The following is a 15,812-nucleotide window of genomic DNA, read 5'->3' as shown; positions in this document are numbered from 1 at the left end:
GAACTATGAGCGTCGCTGACATCTTTGAGACCATGGAGTATGGCACCGCCCCCGAGGGAGCCGCCGAAGCACTGGCGTGGCTTGTCGATCAGGGCGATCGGTTTGGCCATTTCATCGACGGGGCGTTCACCAAGGCCGGTGATGGTTTCGACAGCAAAAACCCCGCAACGGGCGAAATTCTGGCAACCCTGTCCCAAGCCACCCAAGCCGACGTTGATGCCGCCGTCAAAGCGGCCCGCAAGGCACAGCCCAAATGGGCCGCGATTGGCGGACATGGCCGCGCGAAATACCTCTATGCGCTGGCCCGTTTGTTGCAAAAACACAGCCGCCTGTTCGCGGTGCTGGAAGTGATGGACAACGGCAAGCCGATCCGCGAGGCCCGCGATATCGATGTGCCCTTGGCCCAACGGCATTTTTACTACCACGCGGGCATGGCGCAACTGATGGACAGCGAACTGCCTGATGCCGAAGCCTTGGGCGTTTGTGGACAGATCATCCCGTGGAATTTCCCTCTGTTGATGTTGGCATGGAAGATCGCGCCTGCATTGGCTATGGGGAACACCGTGGTGCTGAAACCGGCGGAGTATACCTCGCTGACTGCCCTTCTTTTTGCCGACATCTGCCGTCAGGCGGGTCTGCCCAAAGGCGTGGTCAACATCGTCACCGGCGACGGTGCAGTGGGCGAGATGATCGTCAACGCAGACGTCGACAAGATCGCCTTCACCGGCTCCACCGCCGTAGGCCGCCGCATTCGCGAGGCGACCGCAGGCAGCGGCAAGGCGCTGACGCTGGAGCTGGGCGGCAAATCCCCCTACATCGTATTTGACGACGCCGATCTCGACAGCGCTGTCGAGGGGCTGGTTGATGCGATCTGGTTCAATCAGGGGCAGGTTTGCTGCGCCGGATCGCGGCTTTTGGTGCATGAACCCATCGCGGACCGTTTCTATGCCAAGCTCCGCGCCCGGATGAACAAGCTACGTGTGGGCAGCCCGCTGGACAAAAGCATCGACGTCGGCGCTTTGGTCGATCCGGTGCAGCTGCAATCGGTATCCAGCTTGGTCGAGGCCAATACCGCAGGCGAACGTTTCGTCGCAGAAACCGAGATGCCAGCAGAAGGGTGTTTTTATCCGCCAACTCTAATCACTGGTCTGAACCCTGCCGACACCCTGATGCAAGAAGAGATCTTTGGTCCGGTTCTGGTCTCCACGACATTCCGCACCCCTGCCGAGGCAGTGCAACTGGCCAACAACACCCGCTATGGACTGGCCGCGACGATCTGGTCCGAGAACGTCAATCTGGCCCTCGACATCGCCCCCAAGCTGGTCGCCGGGATTGTCTGGATCAACGGCACCAACCTAATGGATGCCGCTGCGGGTTTTGGCGGCGTCCGTGAAAGCGGCTTTGGCCGCGAGGGTGGCTGGGAAGGCCTCAGCGCCTACACCAAACCCAAAGGCAATGCCAAACCGCTCAAACCCATTGATGCCTTCACCGGCGAAGGCGCGCCCGCCGATCCTGTTGACCGGACCGCCAAGCTTTACATCGGCGGCAAACAGGCACGGCCCGACGGTGGCTATTCCGCGCCGGTCTGGGGCAAATCAGGCGCCTTGCTGGGCCATGCATCACTGGCCAACCGCAAGGATGTGCGCAACGCTGTCGAGGCGGCACAGGCCGCCAAAGGCTGGTCAAAGACCACGGGGCACTTGCGGGCACAAATCCTCTATTACATCGCCGAAAACCTCGCCGCGCGTCACGATGAGTTCGCCAACCGCCTTGATGCAATGCAGGGTGGCAAGTCCGGCGCAAAAGAGGTCGATGCCTCCGTGCGCCGCCTCTTTACCTATGCTGCATGGGCCGACAAATACGACGGTCAGGTGCACGGCGTTCCGATCCGCGGTGTTGCACTGGCAATGAAGGAACCTGTGGGCGTCATTGGCGCGCTCTGCCCTGCCGAGGCGCCGCTTCTGGGCCTGATCTCTTGCATGGCGCCTGCCATCGCCATGGGCAACCGCGTGATCCTCTCTGCGTCCGAGCCCTTCCCACTGTCCGCAACCGACTTTGTGCAAGTGCTTGAAACCTCCGACGTACCTGCGGGCGTAGTGAACATCCTGACAGGCCCGCAATCAGATATCGCCGATCCGCTGGCCCGGCACATGGATGTCGACGCGGTTTGGTCCTTTGGCGCAGGAGAGCTGAGCGGAATCATCGAAAAAGGATCTGCCCATAATCTCAAGCGCACATGGGTCAACAACGGTATCGCCCGTGACTGGCACGGGGCCGCTGGCGAAGGGCGGGAATTCCTGCAAGCCGCCACAGAGGTCAAAAACATCTGGGTGCCCTACGGCGAGTAATCCCTGCCTTCATTTGGCAAGAAAAACTCAAAAAAGCGTTCTGGCCGTTGGCCAGAACCAATATCGTGTGGCGCTTTAGCGCCTCGTTTTACACAGGCTGATCAATTGCCCGTGCTCTCGATCCCTACGGGCTGCCCAACCACAACAAAGTGCAGGCCTTCGGGGTCAAGCAGTTCCGCCGCAACGCGCTTCACATCCGCCAGCGTCACCGCCTCAACCTTGTCATTGCGGGTTGGAATGTAGTCAATCGGCAGGCCGATCATCTGCATGCCCACAAGAATGTTCGCAATCGGTCCATTGCCATCAAACCGCAAGGGATAGGCCCCGGTGATATAGGTCTTGGCGTCCTGCAGCTCTTGCGGGGTGATGCCCTCGGCCGCGGCCTTGGCCCATTCATCGCGGATCACTGCAATGGCCTGCGCAATGCGGTCATTGGCCGAACTGACGTTGCCCATGTAAACCTCGGCCAGATCCTGCGGCACAAGATAGGAATAGACCCCGTAGGTCAGCCCACGTTTTTCGCGCACCTCAGTCATCAGACGGCTTTCAAACGACCCGCCGCCGATCACATGGTTCAGAATGGTCGCGGCAAAAAAGTCTGGATCATCCTGCTTGATCCCCTTTTGGCCAAAGATCGCAACGGATTGCGGTGTGGCAAAGTCCACCACCGTCACGCCAGGGGGGATTGTCACCTCTGCCAGTGGCGGCATTTCTGCCCCTTCTTCCGGCAATCCGCCAAGCAGTTCATCCACCAATGCGCCCAGTTCTTCGGGCGTGATGTCGCCAACGGCGCCGATATAAATCCGGTCGCGGGCCAGCACATCAGCATGCGCCGCCAGCAGGTCATCCCGGGTCAATGCCGCCACGCTTTCCAAAGTGCCATTCAGGGACGATCCATATGGGTGATCGCCATAGGCAATTTGATTGAACGTCTGGCTTGCGATGTCATCGGGGTCTTTCTGGTCAGACTGGATTATCGACAGCACCTGCCGCCGCACCCGTTCTATCGCTTCTTCGTCAAATCGTGGCGCCTGTAACGCTGACTTGAGCAAAGCCACGGATTCTGCACGGTTCTCGGTCAAGAACCGTGTCGAGATCGCCACCGCATCATTGGAGGCATCAAAATCATAACTGGCGGCAAGCGCTTCTGCGGCACGGGCAAAAGCGCGGGCGTCCATGTCGCCCGCCCCCTCTTCCAGCAGCGCCGTCATCAGGTTCACCGCGCCGCGCTTTCCGGGCCGGTCCAGCGAGGCACCCCCGCGAAACCGGATTTCCAGCGCGACAAAGGGAATGGAAGGTTCTTCAACCAACCATGCGGTCAACCCGCCGGGACTGGTAACAGATTGGATGTTCACTTCGGCCCGGGCTGGAAGACCAGCCAGTGCTGTCAGGATCAGGGCAAAAATTAATCTCATTGCGCGGCCTCCGCTTTCATCAGCCATCCGGTGACAGACGCCCGCCGATCAAGAACTTCACTGGCGGCCTGCATGATGTCCTGGGCTGTCACAGCCTCAAGAATATCAGGCCAGTCTTGCACGTCTTGCACACTCATCCCCATCGCCAGCGCCTGACCATAGCGGTTGGCAACGCTGTCGGCATCGTCACGGGCATAAATCTGAGAAGCGCGGATTTGTAATTTGATCCGGTCCAACTGTTCTGCGTCGACACCGGCAATGACAAAATCCGCCAGCGCAGCATCAAGAGCATCTTCTGCCTGTTGCAAGGTCACGCCATCCGCCGGAACAACAATGAAATTAAACGTAGTGTCATCAAGGGAACTGCCCCGATAATAAGCCGCCGTGTAGGTCGCGACTTGGGTATCGAACTGCATCTTTTCCGCCAGGAACGACGTGGTGCCACCGCCGAGGATCTCGGCGAGGATTGTCAGTGCAGCGGCCTTTTCCTGTGCCCCGGGATCACGTTCCGGCGCAAGATAGGACCGGCTTACATAGGGTTGCGCCACACGCGGGTCACGAAAGATCAGCCGCCGCTCTGCGTTCTGGGGCGGTTCTTCGGTGCGAAGGCGTTCGGGCAGGTCAGGATTGGCGGGGATCACCCCATAGTATTTCTTGGCCAATGCCAGCACGTCTTCGGGTTCCACATCGCCAGAGACCACCAGAATGGCGTTGTTGGGCGAATAATAGGTCTCGTAGAAGGACAGCGCATCATCCAGATCAAGTGTCTGCATCTCGTGTTTCCAACCAATCACCGGCACGCCATATCGATGGTTGAGATATTGCGCGGCGTTCATCTGTTCATTGAACAGTGCAGACGGGTTGTTCTCGGTGCGCTGGTTGCGCTCTTCGAGGATCACGTCACGTTCGGTGCGGATGTTGTCCGGCGTCAGCCGGATGTTGCGCATCCGGTCGCTTTCCATTCGCATCATCAGCTCCAGCCTGTCGGCGGCCACCCGTTGGAAATAGGCGGTGTAGTCATAGCTGGTAAATGCGTTGTCGCGCCCGCCGTTTGCGGCCACGGTTGCGGAAAACTCTCCCGATTCCATTTTGTCTGTGGCTTTGAACAGCAAATGCTCCAGAAAATGCGCAACACCTGATGCGCCCTTCGGCTCATCCGCAGATCCGGCGCGATACCAGACCATCTGTTGCACAACCGGGGCGCGGTGGTCTTCGACCACGACCACATCCATCCCGTTTTCAAGGGTAAAATGGCTGACCGCCTCGTTGGCATTGGCGTGGACTGTGGCAAACGGCAGGAATACCGCCGCCAAAGCCGCAAAAATCGGCGCTTTGAACATGGAGCGTCCTTTGAATGTTTCGCTTGTGCTTGTAGGTACGCGGGTTGCGCACACAATCAAGGGGCGATCTGCACTTTCAGCGCTGACGACTGATCACTTTGCCGGGGGCGCCGATGGAGTACGCGCACCAGCCCGGCGCCAGCGACGTGCCTCCTTGTTGGCATCAAGCGCCTGTCGTTTGTACGCTTGATTGTAGCGATCCACCGGCACAATCCGGAACTGGGTGAACCGTGCCTTGCGCTTGCGGAACTTGGCGTCAGTCTCGGCCAGTTCTTCGCGGATGTTGGCAGACACGCCATTGCGGCTGGCGTGACGCACCAATGCGCCGTCACTTGCCGGGATACCCCCATCCGCCGATTGCGGACGCCCGCCAAAGGCCTGCACCCCTTCGTTCAGGGCAGAGCGATCCGTCAGGTTGGCTTTGCCCGGTGTCGGCGTTGGCAGCGTCGCGTAGTTGTCGGGGGATTCTAGCGGCTTTACCGGCTGGATCATAAACTCGTCCGGCCCGTCAGAGGAGCTGCGCAGATCTCTCAATCCCTGATTGGAGCACGCCGCAAGAGCGAGCGGGATCAGGGCAATCAAAGCGATACGGCGCATGGGTCGTCTCCTATGGGTCTGCCTTTCAATATCGCAGGCAGGTGGGCAATGTCACTTATGTTTTTTCGCCGCCGCTTTTCCAGCCTTTTTTGGATCTTCCACAAAAAAGACCAAACCGATTGCGCCGGTAAAGATAAAGACATCCGCAACGTTGAAAACAAAGGGATTGTTGATCCCGCAGCAGGACATGTTCAGGAAATCCAGAACGTAGCCATAGATGACCCGATCTGCGACATTTGCCAAAGCACCGCCAACGAGCAATCCGGCACTGATCTGCGCCAAAACGCCAACTTTGGCACGGCGCATCCAGAAAAACACGCCGATGCAAATCACCAGCGCAAGCCCGATCAACACCCAACGGCTGGCATCAGGCGCATCGCCCAGAATGCCGAAATTGATCCCGCGGTTCTCGCCATATCGGAAGTTCAGGATCGGCGGCATCACGTCAATCGCGCGGATGCGCGACAGATCCATCAGGTGGATCACAATGTACTTGCTGACCTGGTCCAGCAAAAAGGCGGCAAGTCCGGCCCAGTAAAAGATACGCATCTGCCGCCCTCTGTCTTAGTGTCGGAAGTGGCGCATGCCGGTGAAGACCATCGCGAGGCCCGCCTCATCCGCCGCTGCAATCACTTCGTCATCGCGCATGGAGCCGCCCGGCTGGATCAGCGCGGTTGCGCCCGCCTCGGCCGCCGTGATCAATCCGTCTGCAAAGGGAAAGAAGGCGTCAGAGGCCACAACCGACCCTTGGGTCAGCGGCGCGGGCAGTCCCATCGCTTCGGCCATGTCCTGCGCTTTACGGGCAGCGATGCGGGTGCTGTCCACACGGCTCATTTGGCCCGCGCCAACGCCCACGGTTGCGCCGTCTTTGACATAGATGATCGCGTTGGATTTGACGTGTTTGGCCACGGTCCAGGCAAACAGCAGATCGCTCAGTTCCTGATCGGACGGTGCGCGTTTGGTTACCACCTTGAGGTCATCCCGTGTGATCCGGCCCACGTCCTTGTCCTGCACCAAAAAGCCGCCAGAGACCTGCCGTACGGCCAGTTGCGCCGCATCGGCATCGGCCAGACCATCGGTGGTCAGCAGACGCAGGTTCTTTTTCTTGGCAAACACTTCAAGCGCATCAGCATCAGCGCCAGGGGCAATCACCACTTCGGTAAAAATCCCGCTGATCGCTTCGGCGGTTTCACCGTCCAGTGTCTGGTTCAGTGCGATAATGCCGCCAAAGGCCGATGTCCGGTCACAATCAAAGGCGCGGGTATAGGCCTCGACCATGGTTGATCCGGTGGCCACGCCGCAGGGGTTGGCATGTTTGATGATCGCACAGGCCGGACCGCCCGCGGGGTCAAATTCGCTGACCAGCTCAAAAGCCGCATCGGTGTCGTTGATGTTGTTGTAAGACAACTCCTTGCCCTGATGCTGCTGCGCGGTGGCCACGCCGGGACGGTTTGTGCCATCGGTGTAGAACGCCGCCTGCTGATGCGGGTTCTCGCCATAACGCAAGATTTGCGCCAATGTGCCGCCAAAGGTGCGGCGGCGCGGTGTGTCGTCCACCTGCGCAGCCATCCAGGTGCTGACAGCCGTGTCATAGGCGGCGGTGCGGGCATAGGCCGTCTGGGCCAGCCGTTGACGCAGGGCATAGGTGGTCTGGCCGTTGTTGGCCTCCAGCTCCGCGATCACAGCGGCATAGTCTTCGGTATCAACCACAACGTTGACAAAGCCATGGTTCTTGGCGGCAGAACGGATCATCGCCGGCCCGCCAATATCGATGTTTTCGATCACTTCGGCGTATTCGGCCCCTTTGGCCACCGTCGCCTCAAACGGATAAAGATTGACCACCACCAGATCGATGCCGCCGATGTTGTGTTCGTTCATCGCGGCAACATGTTCGTCATTGTCGCGCAGGGCCAGCAGACCGCCATGTACCACGGGGTGCAGGGTCTTGACCCGGCCATCCATCATCTCCGGAAAACCGGTAACTTCGGCCACGTCTTTGACCTCAAGCCCGGCCTCGCGCAGCGCCTTGGCGGTGCCGCCGGTGCTGAGCAGTTCAACCCCGTGAGTGGCCAGCGCCTTGCCCAGATCGACCAATCCGGTCTTGTCGGAAACGGAAAGAAGGGCGCGTTTGACGGGGGCAAGATCGGGCATGGCAGTGGTCCTTTGGTCAGTCGTCATCAGAATAGGGATCGTCCATAGACAAATCACGCACGCCAATCGCAGTTTCCTGCGCTTTGGACAAGGACCACCTGATGCGTGTGGCATAGGTAAATGCCATACCGGTGAGGACAATCTGCTGTGCCGCGCGGGGTTTGAGGCGGGTTGTCTCCAGATAGACCCCCGGATCAAGCGAGAGGTTATGCGCCCCGTCATGGCGGAAAACCCAGATTTCCCCGCTCTTTAACGCCATCGAAACCGCAGCGCCGCCCAGATCTAGCGTTGCATCCACGTCCGGATGCAGGTGAAACCGGATGTCAAAGCGCAGACCCTTCAGCTCTCCCGCGTCCAGCGCCGCGTCAAAGCGTCGCTTGTCGGCATCTTCCATCGCCAAGAGCATGTCTTCTCCCGCAAGGCCGCGCCCGTCCAGCGTCAGCTCAAGTGTGCGGGCATGGGTCAGCCCATGGGATTTGACATAGCCGTTGTGCCCGCCCTGAAACCGCAGGCCATCCGGGGCGCTGCTGATTTCGACCGGCACATGGGTCGGCCCGTCGATCAGTTCTTCCAGACCAGAATGACGGTCCGGTTCGGCCAAGCGGGCACTGGAGAAGCCGCCAAGCGATAGTGCAGAATGCGACGGCGTTGCCCGCCCGGCCCGGCGCCACTCAAGCCCGAAAGACGCGCCAGATCCGCAGTTCACCACCAAGGGACGGCGGCCAGAGGTGAGTTCGAATGCCAGTGTCGATGCATGAGCGTTCACCGACGCATCCTCCACTGGCGGGGTATCGGCATCGATCACAACGCTGGTGCGCCCGGCAGACAGGCGGGCATAGCCCATGGCAAGGCCTTCAGGCTGCGTTGCCCGCACGTTGGAGGCCGCCAGCGCATGATCCAGCCATCCCTCGACACCGCGCCCACCGCCGTGAAACCGCGCCAAACCGCCATCGGCGTGGCGCAGGCTGCGCAGGGTGGGGGCGATCCGTTCAATTGCGGCAAGGTGTTCACGCGGCGGAGTACGGCCAACATCCTGCAGCGCGGCTCCGGCCCAGGTCAGCAGGGTAAACACGGCCAGCAGTTCTTCGGGATTGCGGGTCGGCAAACCGCCCTGATCGTCGATCTGTATGCTGCACTCGCGTGCCAATGCCTTGACCGCCGGATCGGCCAGCCCCTCTTGCCCTTCAAGGGCAAGTCCGGCGTAGATCAAACCAGTAAGCGCCTCGAACCGGGGCAAACCCGGCGCCGCGCCGCGCCAGCGCCGCGAAAGGAATTGTGTCTGCTGTTCAAGCGAGCGGTAGAACGCCTTGCTTTGTGCCGTTTCCTGGCCCCGCAGCACAAACAGGGCGTGGTTGATCCACCGGATCAAACGGCGGCCCGTCAGATCAGGTGTCCACCCCGGCCCCTTGCCCTTGCCATAAATTTCGATCCAGCCCCAAAGCCAGTCTTGCGCCGCAGACCGCGCCGCTGGATCCCCCAGTGCAGCCAGATCATCGAGCCAGGAAAACCCCTGCAATTCGGCGGCATAATTCGCATCTGGTGGCTCAATCGCCCACATGGATTGCCCCGGCGCATTCACCAGAGTTCCGGCAAACAGGAAATTGCCCGCGATCAACTGCCGCCCGCGGGCAAAAGAACCGATAGTTCGGGGCTCGGGGGAGGATACGAATCCTTTGACCTGCGCACGGGTGCGGGTCGCCGCGCGGGCGTGCCACCGATTGAGAAACCGCGCCTTGCGCGCTTTCAAGCTGGTCATATTGAACATATCTCGCTGCCCTTGACGCTCTGACGGCGTTTGACGGGAGCATAGCCCGCGCACGACGCTGAGTCACCGCTTTTTGCCCCGGAAGGGTAGCATCGGCGGGTTTGGTCGCAAATGGGCTGTTTTGATCGGCCTGGCAGCGCTAGAACTGCGCCTTGAAACCACCGGAGGATTGCCCGTGATTGCCAGCTTGATGATGTATCTGCGCCCCGAAAACGCTCAGGCTCATGATCGGTATTGGACTTTGATCCGCGCCGAACTCGCCCAGCGCGGCATTGATGCACCTGAAAAGCCGGACAATGCACGGGATGAATTTGAGGTCTGGACCGCTGACGATCTGGTGTTGAGCCAGACCTGCGGCATGCCCTATCGCAAATGGCTGCATGACAAGGTGACGTTGATCGGCACGCCGGATTATGGCGTAAAAGGCTGTGAGGCAGGCTATTACAACAGCGTGATTGTGGTGCGGGCGGATGATCATCGGACAGGCTTGCCCGCCTATCGCGACGCGCGTTTCACCTACAATCAAACCTTTTCGCAATCAGGGTATGCCGCGCCCTTTGCCCTGGCCAAAACGCACGGCTTCTGGTTCGAAAACCGCAGTCAGAGCCACGGTCATCTCAACTCGGCGCGGGCCGTGGCAGAAGGACGGGCCGATATTGCCGCGCTTGACGTGGTGACGTGGCAGCTGATCCAGAAATACGATGCTTTTGCAGCTGATCTGCGGGTTCTGGCCCAAACCTCTCCGACCCCCGGCCTGCCCTATATCGCGGCGGCTGGTGTCGACCGGCAGGCGACATACGAAGCGGTCTCGGCGGCGATTGCGGGGCTAGATCAAGCGGATCGCGATGCGCTTTGCCTCAAGGGTTTGACCCACATTCCCAAAGCCGCCTATCTGGCGATCTCCAATCCCCCAGAAACCGCAGGTTGATCAAACCGCCTTGCGCAGACAGGCGATGTAGAACCCGTCCATGCCGCCTTTGTCCGCCCAGAAATCGGGGCGCAGCCGCAGGCCGCCTTCGGTGGTGATCCAATCCGCCGAGACACCATCAATCTTGAGCGCATCGCGGTCCACGGTCATATCCTCGTGCCGCTCCAGTGCCTCGTCCACCTGCACTTCACCCTCATCAGGCAGCAGGCTGCATGTACAAAACACCAGACGACCGCCGGGTTTGAGCAATGTCCAAGCGTGGTCAATCAACTCTCCCTGCAATTCGATCAGATCGCCAAATTCGGACCCATCCTTGGCATAGGGCAGATCAGGGTGGCGGCGCATTGTGCCAGTGGCTGAACAGGGCGCATCCAGCAAAATCGCGTCAAAGCTGCCTTTCACTGCGCGGGCATCTTTGGTCAGCGTTTTGGCTTTTAGCCCGACCCGCGCAAGGTTTTCTTTGACCCGCACCATACGTGGCACAGAAGAATCGACCGCCGTTACCTCCGCGCCAGCGGCGGCCAGTTGCATGGTCTTGCCGCCAGGCGCGGCACATAGATCCAGCACGGCTTCGCCGGCTCGGGGTGCCAAAACCCGCACAGGGATCGCGGCAGCGGCGTCTTGGACCCACCATTCGCCTTCGGCAAATCCGGGCATTGTTGACACCTGGCCTGCATTTTCGACGCGCACGGTGCCCGTCGCCAGCAAGGTACCACCCACCAGTTCAGCCAATGCCTTTGCATCACCCTTGGCGGTCAGATCCAGCGGTGCACCTGCAAAATGCGCCGCCTCCATGGCCGCCATCGCATCTGGCCCCCATGCCTCAATCAACGGGCCGCGCAGCCACTTGGGCAGGCGGGGGGCACGCAGTGCGGCCCATGCCTCGGGGCCGTCAGTTGCAATTTTGCGCAGCACCGCATTGGTGAGGCCTTTGAGGTGGCTCAATTTGTTATGGCTCGATACCAGATTGACCATCGCATTCACCACACCATGCGCAGCACCGCCCTGACACAGCTCGACGGTGCCAACCCGCAACACATTGCGAATGGTCAGGGGCGGTTGTTTGTTGAGGTGTTTTTGCAGCAACCGGTCTGCACGTTCCAACCCGCGCAGGGTTTCTACAGCAAGGCGTTGCGCTCGGGCGCGGTCATCGGGGGGCAGTTTGTCCAGCGCGCCACCCGCCAGCAGTTCGGACATCAAACGCGGCTCATCCCCCAGTATCTGATCGAGCATATACACCGCACTTCTGCGGGCTTGAACGCCTGTGTCTGCCATTGGGGTTTCCTGTCTATCCGGGGTCTTGGGTTGTCGTGGGCATGTCGGCACGTATATCAATGCGCAGAATGCCTCAAGAGGACAGCATGACAGAGACCGCGCCGAACCCCGACCGTGAAGAGCAAAAAGCGCAACTGCCCCCCGCCGCGCAACGCGCCTTGGCTGAGGCCGAAGAGCGGCGCAAGCAGGCAGAGGCGCTGGATCTGCCACCGGAACTGGGCGGGCGCGACGGGCCGGAGCCCGTGCGCTACGGCGATTGGGAGAAAAAGGGCATCGCAATCGATTTTTGATCGATGCCCAATCTGATCAGCGCAGCTTGAATTCAGCCGATTCGCCGGTTCCGCGATCTGATGTGATGCGCATGCGCTCTCCGTTCACACGCACTTCCTGACAATTGTAGCCAAGATCATCACCGCCCCATTCAAGGCTGCGGCACAGATAACCGCCCTTCCACTGCCAGCGTCCGCTGATGTCCCAGGTAGCCCCTCGCCCTGATATCCGGCCATCCGGGCTAACCTGAAGGCGCACCAATGGTCGTGACAAAGTTTTGCCATCCACAAGCGCCACAAATTCCGCGCGGCTTGTCACCTTTTGAAAATCGGCAAAGGCCGGACCCGCCAAGCCCGTCAACAGCGCCGCACCAATTGCAATAAAACGTTTCATCACTCACCTCCGAAAAGAAGTTCTGAAACAGATACGTTTCCAAAAGGTGATTGGTTTCATTTTTGGTAAGTTTTCCGCAGCGCGCGGGTCTTGCCTTGCCCCTCAACGGGCAATCACACAAATCGGATGATTGCCCGGATTGCGCCCGCCGCCCATGTCGAGACACAGGTCATCATAGCGCCAGCGTTCGAAGCTGCGGCCAAGTTGAAAGCTGGCGATCAAAGCCACGAAAACCACCGCCAGAAGCAGCACCCGTTTCTCAGGATGCCGGATCATTCAACCCCAGAACATCCAGCATATCGTATTGCCCCGGCGCACGGCCCTGCCCCCAAAGCGCGGCCTTGAGCGCCCCGCGTGCAAAAACCGAGCGGTCAGAGGCAACGTGGCGAAGGATGATCCGTTCCCCTGCTGCGGCGAACATCACGTCGTGTTCGCCAACAATATCGCCGCCGCGAATCGCCGTGAAACCGATATCGCCGGGTTTGCGGGCGCCGGTGATGCCGTCCCGTCCACGGTCGGCCACATCGTTGAGCGACACACCACGCCCTTCTGCGGCAGCTTCGCCCAGCATCAGCGCAGTTCCGGAGGGCGCATCGACCTTTTGGTTGTGGTGGGCCTCAATCACTTCGATGTCGTAGTCTTCATCCAATGCGGCGGCCACGCGTTTTGTCAGTTGGGTCAACAAGTTCACGCCAAGGCTCATGTTGCCGGCCCGTACGATCACCGCATGACGCGAAGCCGGTTCCAGCGCCGCGATCTCGTCGTCTGACATCCCCGTGGTGCCGATCACATGCACCGCGCGGGCCTGCGCGGCCAATGCGGCGAACTCCAGCGTGGCGGCGGGCGCGGTAAAATCAATGATGGCCTGCGATTTGGCGATCGCTTCGAGCGGATCATCCGTGACCTTAAGGCCCGTTGCCGCGCCGCCCATGACCTCGCCCAGATCTTGCCCGACCCAAGGGTGGCCGCTGCGCTCAACCGCGCCAGCCAGATGATGTTTGTCCGAGGCATTGACCTGCGCAATCAACATTTGGCCCATACGGCCAGAGGCTCCTGTAATGGTCACACCTGTGGTCTGGGTCATGGCTTTGATCTCCTGCATCGCTTTGACGTGGGTTTAGCCTGCCTTCACCTGCTTGGCAAAGCCATTGGGAGGCACTAGATGGGGGACATGGGAAAGAACAAGTTTCATGAGGGCTCCGGCCCATCGCAACGCCAGCTTCGTGTGGGCGAAACCATCCGCCGGGCTTTGTCCGAGGTGCTGGCGCGTGGGGATGTGCATGACCCCGAGCTGAACCGCATGTCGATCACCGTGGGTGAGGTGCGCACCTCACCCGATCTCAAGATCGCGACAGCCTATGTCTTGCCGCTGGGCGGTCAGGGACAGGATGAAGTGTTGCAATTGCTGGCCCGCAACAAAGGTGAGCTGCGCCGTATGGTCGCAAAAAAGCTGACGCTGAAATTCTCGCCGGACCTGCGGTTCCAACTGGATCAGACCTTTGACCAGATGGATGAAACCCGCCGGATGCTGAACCAAGAGGTCGTGCGCCGCGACGCAGATGCGCCGGACGATACCGGCGAGGCATGATCCGGCTGGCGGCTCTTGCGCTGCTGCTTTGCGCCACTGCGGCGCAGGCGGCGGAGTGCCGCAAAGAAACCTACGACGGCAATGCCTACACCCTGTGCGAGGTGTCCCCCGCCAAAGAACAGCTTCGGCTGTTTTTATGGGACAGTGATGATTTGCTTTACGGCCATTTTGGCAGCGTTGACCGAGCATTGCGGCAGCAGGGCAAGCAGCTTGGCTTTGCCATGAATGCGGGCATGTACCACGAGGATCGCGCGCCCGTTGGCCATTACATTGAACAAGGTGAACAGCAGCGCGGCGTGATTTCAACTGCGGGTCCGGGGAACTTTGGCCTGCTTCCGAATGGTATTTTGTGTTTGCGCAAAGGCCGCGCCGATGTGTTTGAGACCAACGCCTACCTAGACCAGAACCCGCAGTGTTATGGTGCAACCCAATCCGGCCCGATGTTGGTGATTGATGGCGCGTTGCATCCACGCTTTTTGCCGGACAGCACCTCACGCTACATTCGCAACGGTGTTGGCACCTCCGCGGATGGCAAAAGGGCCGTGTTTGCAATCTCGGACAACACTGTCACCTTTCATGAGTTTGGTCGGTTGTTTCGCGATCATCTGAAACTGCCAAATGCGCTTTATCTGGACGGCAATGTTTCTCGCATTCGCGCACCGGATTTGGGTCGTGATGACCCTGGATTTACCCCGCTTGGCCCAATCATCGGCGTGGTCGAGGACGCAAAGTAACGCTGCGCGCTGCCGCGTTGTTTATTTCGTCCTCCCTCTGGGCAGGGACCGCGTCTCTCTGTATAGCGCAGGCGCACAGTGAATAAGGGACGAACATGGCGCGTAAACGCAAAGGCCGGGATATTTCAGGGTGGCTGGTGGTGGACAAACCCGCCGGGCCAACCTCAACAGCCGTGGTGAACAAGGTGCGTTGGGCGCTGGATGCCAAGAAGGCCGGCCATGCAGGCACCCTTGATCCGGATGCAACCGGTGTTCTGGCCGTGGCATTGGGCGAGGCGACCAAAACCGTTCCTTATATTACCGATGCGCTCAAGGCTTACGAGTTCACCGTCACACTTGGCGCGGCGACCAATACCGATGATGCTGAGGGTGAAGTGCTCAAGACCTCCGACATCCGGCCCGATGATGCCGCGATCAAAGAGGCACTTGGCCGTTTTATCGGTGATATCGAACAGGTGCCGCCGCAGTTTTCAGCGGTCAAAATCGACGGGGAACGCGCCTACAAACGGGCACGCGACGGCGAAGAGATGGATCTGGCCGCGCGGCCCTTGTTTGTGGAAAGCCTGTTGCTGATTGACCGTCCCGATCCCGATCATGTGACGCTTGAGATGGTCTGCGGCAAGGGCGGTTATGTCCGGTCCATCGCGCGGGATCTGGGCGAAGCTCTGGGCTGTTATGGCCATGTGCGCGAACTGCGCCGCATCTGGTCCGGTCCGTTTGAAGCGGCCAAGGGGATGACCATCGAGCAGATCGAGGAAATGGCCCGCACGCCCGAGCTGGACGATCACTTGCTGCCGCTCGAAGAGGGGCTGTGCGACCTGCCGGAAGTCAAAGCCAGCGCCGAAGGGGCCACGCGATTGCGCAATGGCAATCCCGGCATGGTGATCGCGCATGACGTGGAATACGGCGACGAATGCTGGGCCTCATATGAGGGCAAGGCAGTGGCCGTGGGCCGGTTCAAATCAGGTGAGTTGCACCCTTCTCGCGTGTTCAACACCTAAGCCTTCA

At 60.0% G+C, this 15,812-nt stretch carries 16 protein-coding genes; 6 read left to right on the top strand and 10 right to left on the bottom strand.

The window, feature by feature from the left end; translation table 11 throughout:
- Window positions 1-5: 5 nt before the first annotated feature.
- On the top strand, window positions 6-2,348 hold the full coding sequence (locus tag JNX03_RS15035) for an aldehyde dehydrogenase family protein (RefSeq protein WP_203209823.1): 2,343 nt from the start codon (window positions 6-8) through the stop codon (window positions 2,346-2,348).
- 101 nt (window positions 2,349-2,449) lie between these two features.
- Here JNX03_RS15035 and JNX03_RS15030 read toward each other — a convergent pair whose 3' ends face one another.
- From JNX03_RS15030 to JNX03_RS15005, 6 genes are all read right to left on the bottom strand, one after another.
- Window positions 2,450-3,763, bottom strand: coding sequence for a M16 family metallopeptidase (locus JNX03_RS15030; RefSeq protein ID WP_203209822.1), 1,314 nt, complete (start codon window positions 3,761-3,763; stop codon window positions 2,450-2,452).
- Window positions 3,760-5,103 carry a M16 family metallopeptidase gene (locus tag JNX03_RS15025; protein WP_203209821.1) on the bottom strand — a complete coding sequence of 448 codons (1,344 nt, stop codon included), beginning with the start codon at window positions 5,101-5,103 and terminating at the stop codon, window positions 3,760-3,762. Before JNX03_RS15025 ends, JNX03_RS15030 begins: the two co-directional genes overlap by 4 nt.
- A gap of 93 nt (window positions 5,104-5,196) precedes the next feature.
- Window positions 5,197-5,700, bottom strand: coding sequence for a DUF3035 domain-containing protein (locus tag JNX03_RS15020; RefSeq protein ID WP_203209820.1), 504 nt, complete (start codon window positions 5,698-5,700; stop codon window positions 5,197-5,199).
- 51 nt (window positions 5,701-5,751) lie between these two features.
- Entirely contained in the window at window positions 5,752-6,249 is a 498-nt protein-coding gene (lspA, locus tag JNX03_RS15015) for a signal peptidase II (protein ID WP_203209819.1), read from the bottom strand.
- Window positions 6,250-6,264: 15 nt separating this feature from the next.
- On the bottom strand, window positions 6,265-7,851 hold the full coding sequence (gene purH / locus JNX03_RS15010) for a bifunctional phosphoribosylaminoimidazolecarboxamide formyltransferase/IMP cyclohydrolase (protein ID WP_203209818.1): 1,587 nt from the start codon (window positions 7,849-7,851) through the stop codon (window positions 6,265-6,267).
- Window positions 7,852-7,867: 16 nt separating this feature from the next.
- Entirely contained in the window at window positions 7,868-9,616 is a 1,749-nt protein-coding gene (locus JNX03_RS15005; RefSeq protein WP_203209817.1) for a heparinase II/III family protein, read from the bottom strand.
- 121 nt (window positions 9,617-9,737) lie between these two features.
- On the opposite strand from JNX03_RS15005, the gene JNX03_RS15000 reads away from it, so the two are divergent.
- Entirely contained in the window at window positions 9,738-10,544 is an 807-nt protein-coding gene (locus JNX03_RS15000) for a phosphate/phosphite/phosphonate ABC transporter substrate-binding protein (RefSeq protein ID WP_238936703.1), read from the top strand.
- Here JNX03_RS15000 and JNX03_RS14995 read toward each other — a convergent pair whose 3' ends face one another.
- Window positions 10,545-11,819, bottom strand: a complete 1,275-nt coding sequence (locus JNX03_RS14995) for an RsmB/NOP family class I SAM-dependent RNA methyltransferase (RefSeq protein ID WP_203209816.1) — start codon at window positions 11,817-11,819, stop codon at window positions 10,545-10,547.
- An 86-nt stretch (window positions 11,820-11,905) separates the two neighbouring features.
- On the opposite strand from JNX03_RS14995, the gene JNX03_RS14990 reads away from it, so the two are divergent.
- A complete protein-coding gene (locus tag JNX03_RS14990; protein WP_203209815.1) occupies window positions 11,906-12,109 on the top strand; it encodes a DUF1674 domain-containing protein in 204 nt (67 codons plus the stop codon).
- A 16-nt stretch (window positions 12,110-12,125) separates the two neighbouring features.
- On the opposite strand, the gene JNX03_RS14985 is transcribed toward JNX03_RS14990, so the two are convergent.
- The 3 genes from JNX03_RS14985 to dapB all read right to left on the bottom strand — a co-directional run bounded on the left by JNX03_RS14985 (window position 12,126) and on the right by dapB (window position 13,566).
- Window positions 12,126-12,482 (bottom strand): dihydrodipicolinate reductase, encoded by a 357-nt coding sequence (locus tag JNX03_RS14985; protein WP_203209814.1) that lies wholly within the window; start codon window positions 12,480-12,482, stop codon window positions 12,126-12,128.
- A 102-nt stretch (window positions 12,483-12,584) separates the two neighbouring features.
- Entirely contained in the window at window positions 12,585-12,758 is a 174-nt protein-coding gene (locus tag JNX03_RS14980; RefSeq protein ID WP_203209813.1) for a hypothetical protein, read from the bottom strand.
- Window positions 12,742-13,566 carry a 4-hydroxy-tetrahydrodipicolinate reductase gene (gene dapB / locus JNX03_RS14975; RefSeq protein WP_203209812.1) on the bottom strand — a complete coding sequence of 275 codons (825 nt, stop codon included), beginning with the start codon at window positions 13,564-13,566 and terminating at the stop codon, window positions 12,742-12,744. The genes JNX03_RS14980 and dapB overlap by 17 nt, the downstream gene beginning before the upstream one ends.
- Before the next feature lie 87 nt (window positions 13,567-13,653).
- On the opposite strand from dapB, the gene rbfA reads away from it, so the two are divergent.
- The 3 genes from rbfA (at window position 13,654) to truB (ending at window position 15,805) form a co-directional block, all read left to right on the top strand.
- The gene (gene rbfA / locus JNX03_RS14970) at window positions 13,654-14,070 is read left to right on the top strand and encodes a 30S ribosome-binding factor RbfA (RefSeq protein WP_203209811.1); all 417 of its coding nucleotides are present in this window, start codon (window positions 13,654-13,656) and stop codon (window positions 14,068-14,070) included.
- On the top strand, window positions 14,067-14,804 hold the full coding sequence (locus JNX03_RS14965; RefSeq protein ID WP_203209810.1) for a phosphodiester glycosidase family protein: 738 nt from the start codon (window positions 14,067-14,069) through the stop codon (window positions 14,802-14,804). The genes rbfA and JNX03_RS14965 overlap by 4 nt, the downstream gene beginning before the upstream one ends.
- A gap of 95 nt (window positions 14,805-14,899) precedes the next feature.
- Window positions 14,900-15,805, top strand: a complete 906-nt coding sequence (gene truB, locus JNX03_RS14960) for a tRNA pseudouridine(55) synthase TruB (protein ID WP_203209809.1) — start codon at window positions 14,900-14,902, stop codon at window positions 15,803-15,805.
- The last annotated feature ends 7 nt before the right edge of the window (window positions 15,806-15,812 follow it).

Origin of the sequence: Sulfitobacter mediterraneus, assembly GCF_016801775.1 — a bacterium.
GTDB lineage: Bacteria > Pseudomonadota > Alphaproteobacteria > Rhodobacterales > Rhodobacteraceae > Sulfitobacter > Sulfitobacter mediterraneus_A.
The sequence above is the reverse complement of the archived record's forward strand: the minus strand, read 5'-3'. Positions and strand labels throughout refer to the sequence as shown.

Bases quoted from the DNA above. Each gene is read 5' to 3' on its own strand.
- JNX03_RS15035 (WP_203209823.1), top strand. From the start codon at position 6: ATGAGCGTCGCTGACATCTTTGAGACCATGGAGTATGGCACCGCCCCC.
- JNX03_RS15030 (WP_203209822.1), bottom strand. From the start codon at position 3,763: ATGAGATTAATTTTTGCCCTGATCCTGACAGCACTGGCTGGTCTTCCA.
- JNX03_RS15025 (WP_203209821.1), bottom strand. From the start codon at position 5,103: ATGTTCAAAGCGCCGATTTTTGCGGCTTTGGCGGCGGTATTCCTGCCG.
- JNX03_RS15020 (WP_203209820.1), bottom strand. From the start codon at position 5,700: ATGCGCCGTATCGCTTTGATTGCCCTGATCCCGCTCGCTCTTGCGGCG.
- lspA (WP_203209819.1), bottom strand. From the start codon at position 6,249: ATGCGTATCTTTTACTGGGCCGGACTTGCCGCCTTTTTGCTGGACCAG.
- purH (WP_203209818.1), bottom strand. From the start codon at position 7,851: ATGCCCGATCTTGCCCCCGTCAAACGCGCCCTTCTTTCCGTTTCCGAC.
- JNX03_RS15005 (WP_203209817.1), bottom strand. From the start codon at position 9,616: ATGTTCAATATGACCAGCTTGAAAGCGCGCAAGGCGCGGTTTCTCAAT.
- JNX03_RS14995 (WP_203209816.1), bottom strand. From the start codon at position 11,819: ATGGCAGACACAGGCGTTCAAGCCCGCAGAAGTGCGGTGTATATGCTC.
- JNX03_RS14990 (WP_203209815.1), top strand. From the start codon at position 11,906: ATGACAGAGACCGCGCCGAACCCCGACCGTGAAGAGCAAAAAGCGCAA.
- JNX03_RS14985 (WP_203209814.1), bottom strand. From the start codon at position 12,482: ATGAAACGTTTTATTGCAATTGGTGCGGCGCTGTTGACGGGCTTGGCG.
- JNX03_RS14980 (WP_203209813.1), bottom strand. From the start codon at position 12,758: ATGATCCGGCATCCTGAGAAACGGGTGCTGCTTCTGGCGGTGGTTTTC.
- dapB (WP_203209812.1), bottom strand. From the start codon at position 13,566: ATGACCCAGACCACAGGTGTGACCATTACAGGAGCCTCTGGCCGTATG.
- rbfA (WP_203209811.1), top strand. From the start codon at position 13,654: ATGGGAAAGAACAAGTTTCATGAGGGCTCCGGCCCATCGCAACGCCAG.
- JNX03_RS14965 (WP_203209810.1), top strand. From the start codon at position 14,067: ATGATCCGGCTGGCGGCTCTTGCGCTGCTGCTTTGCGCCACTGCGGCG.
- truB (WP_203209809.1), top strand. From the start codon at position 14,900: ATGGCGCGTAAACGCAAAGGCCGGGATATTTCAGGGTGGCTGGTGGTG.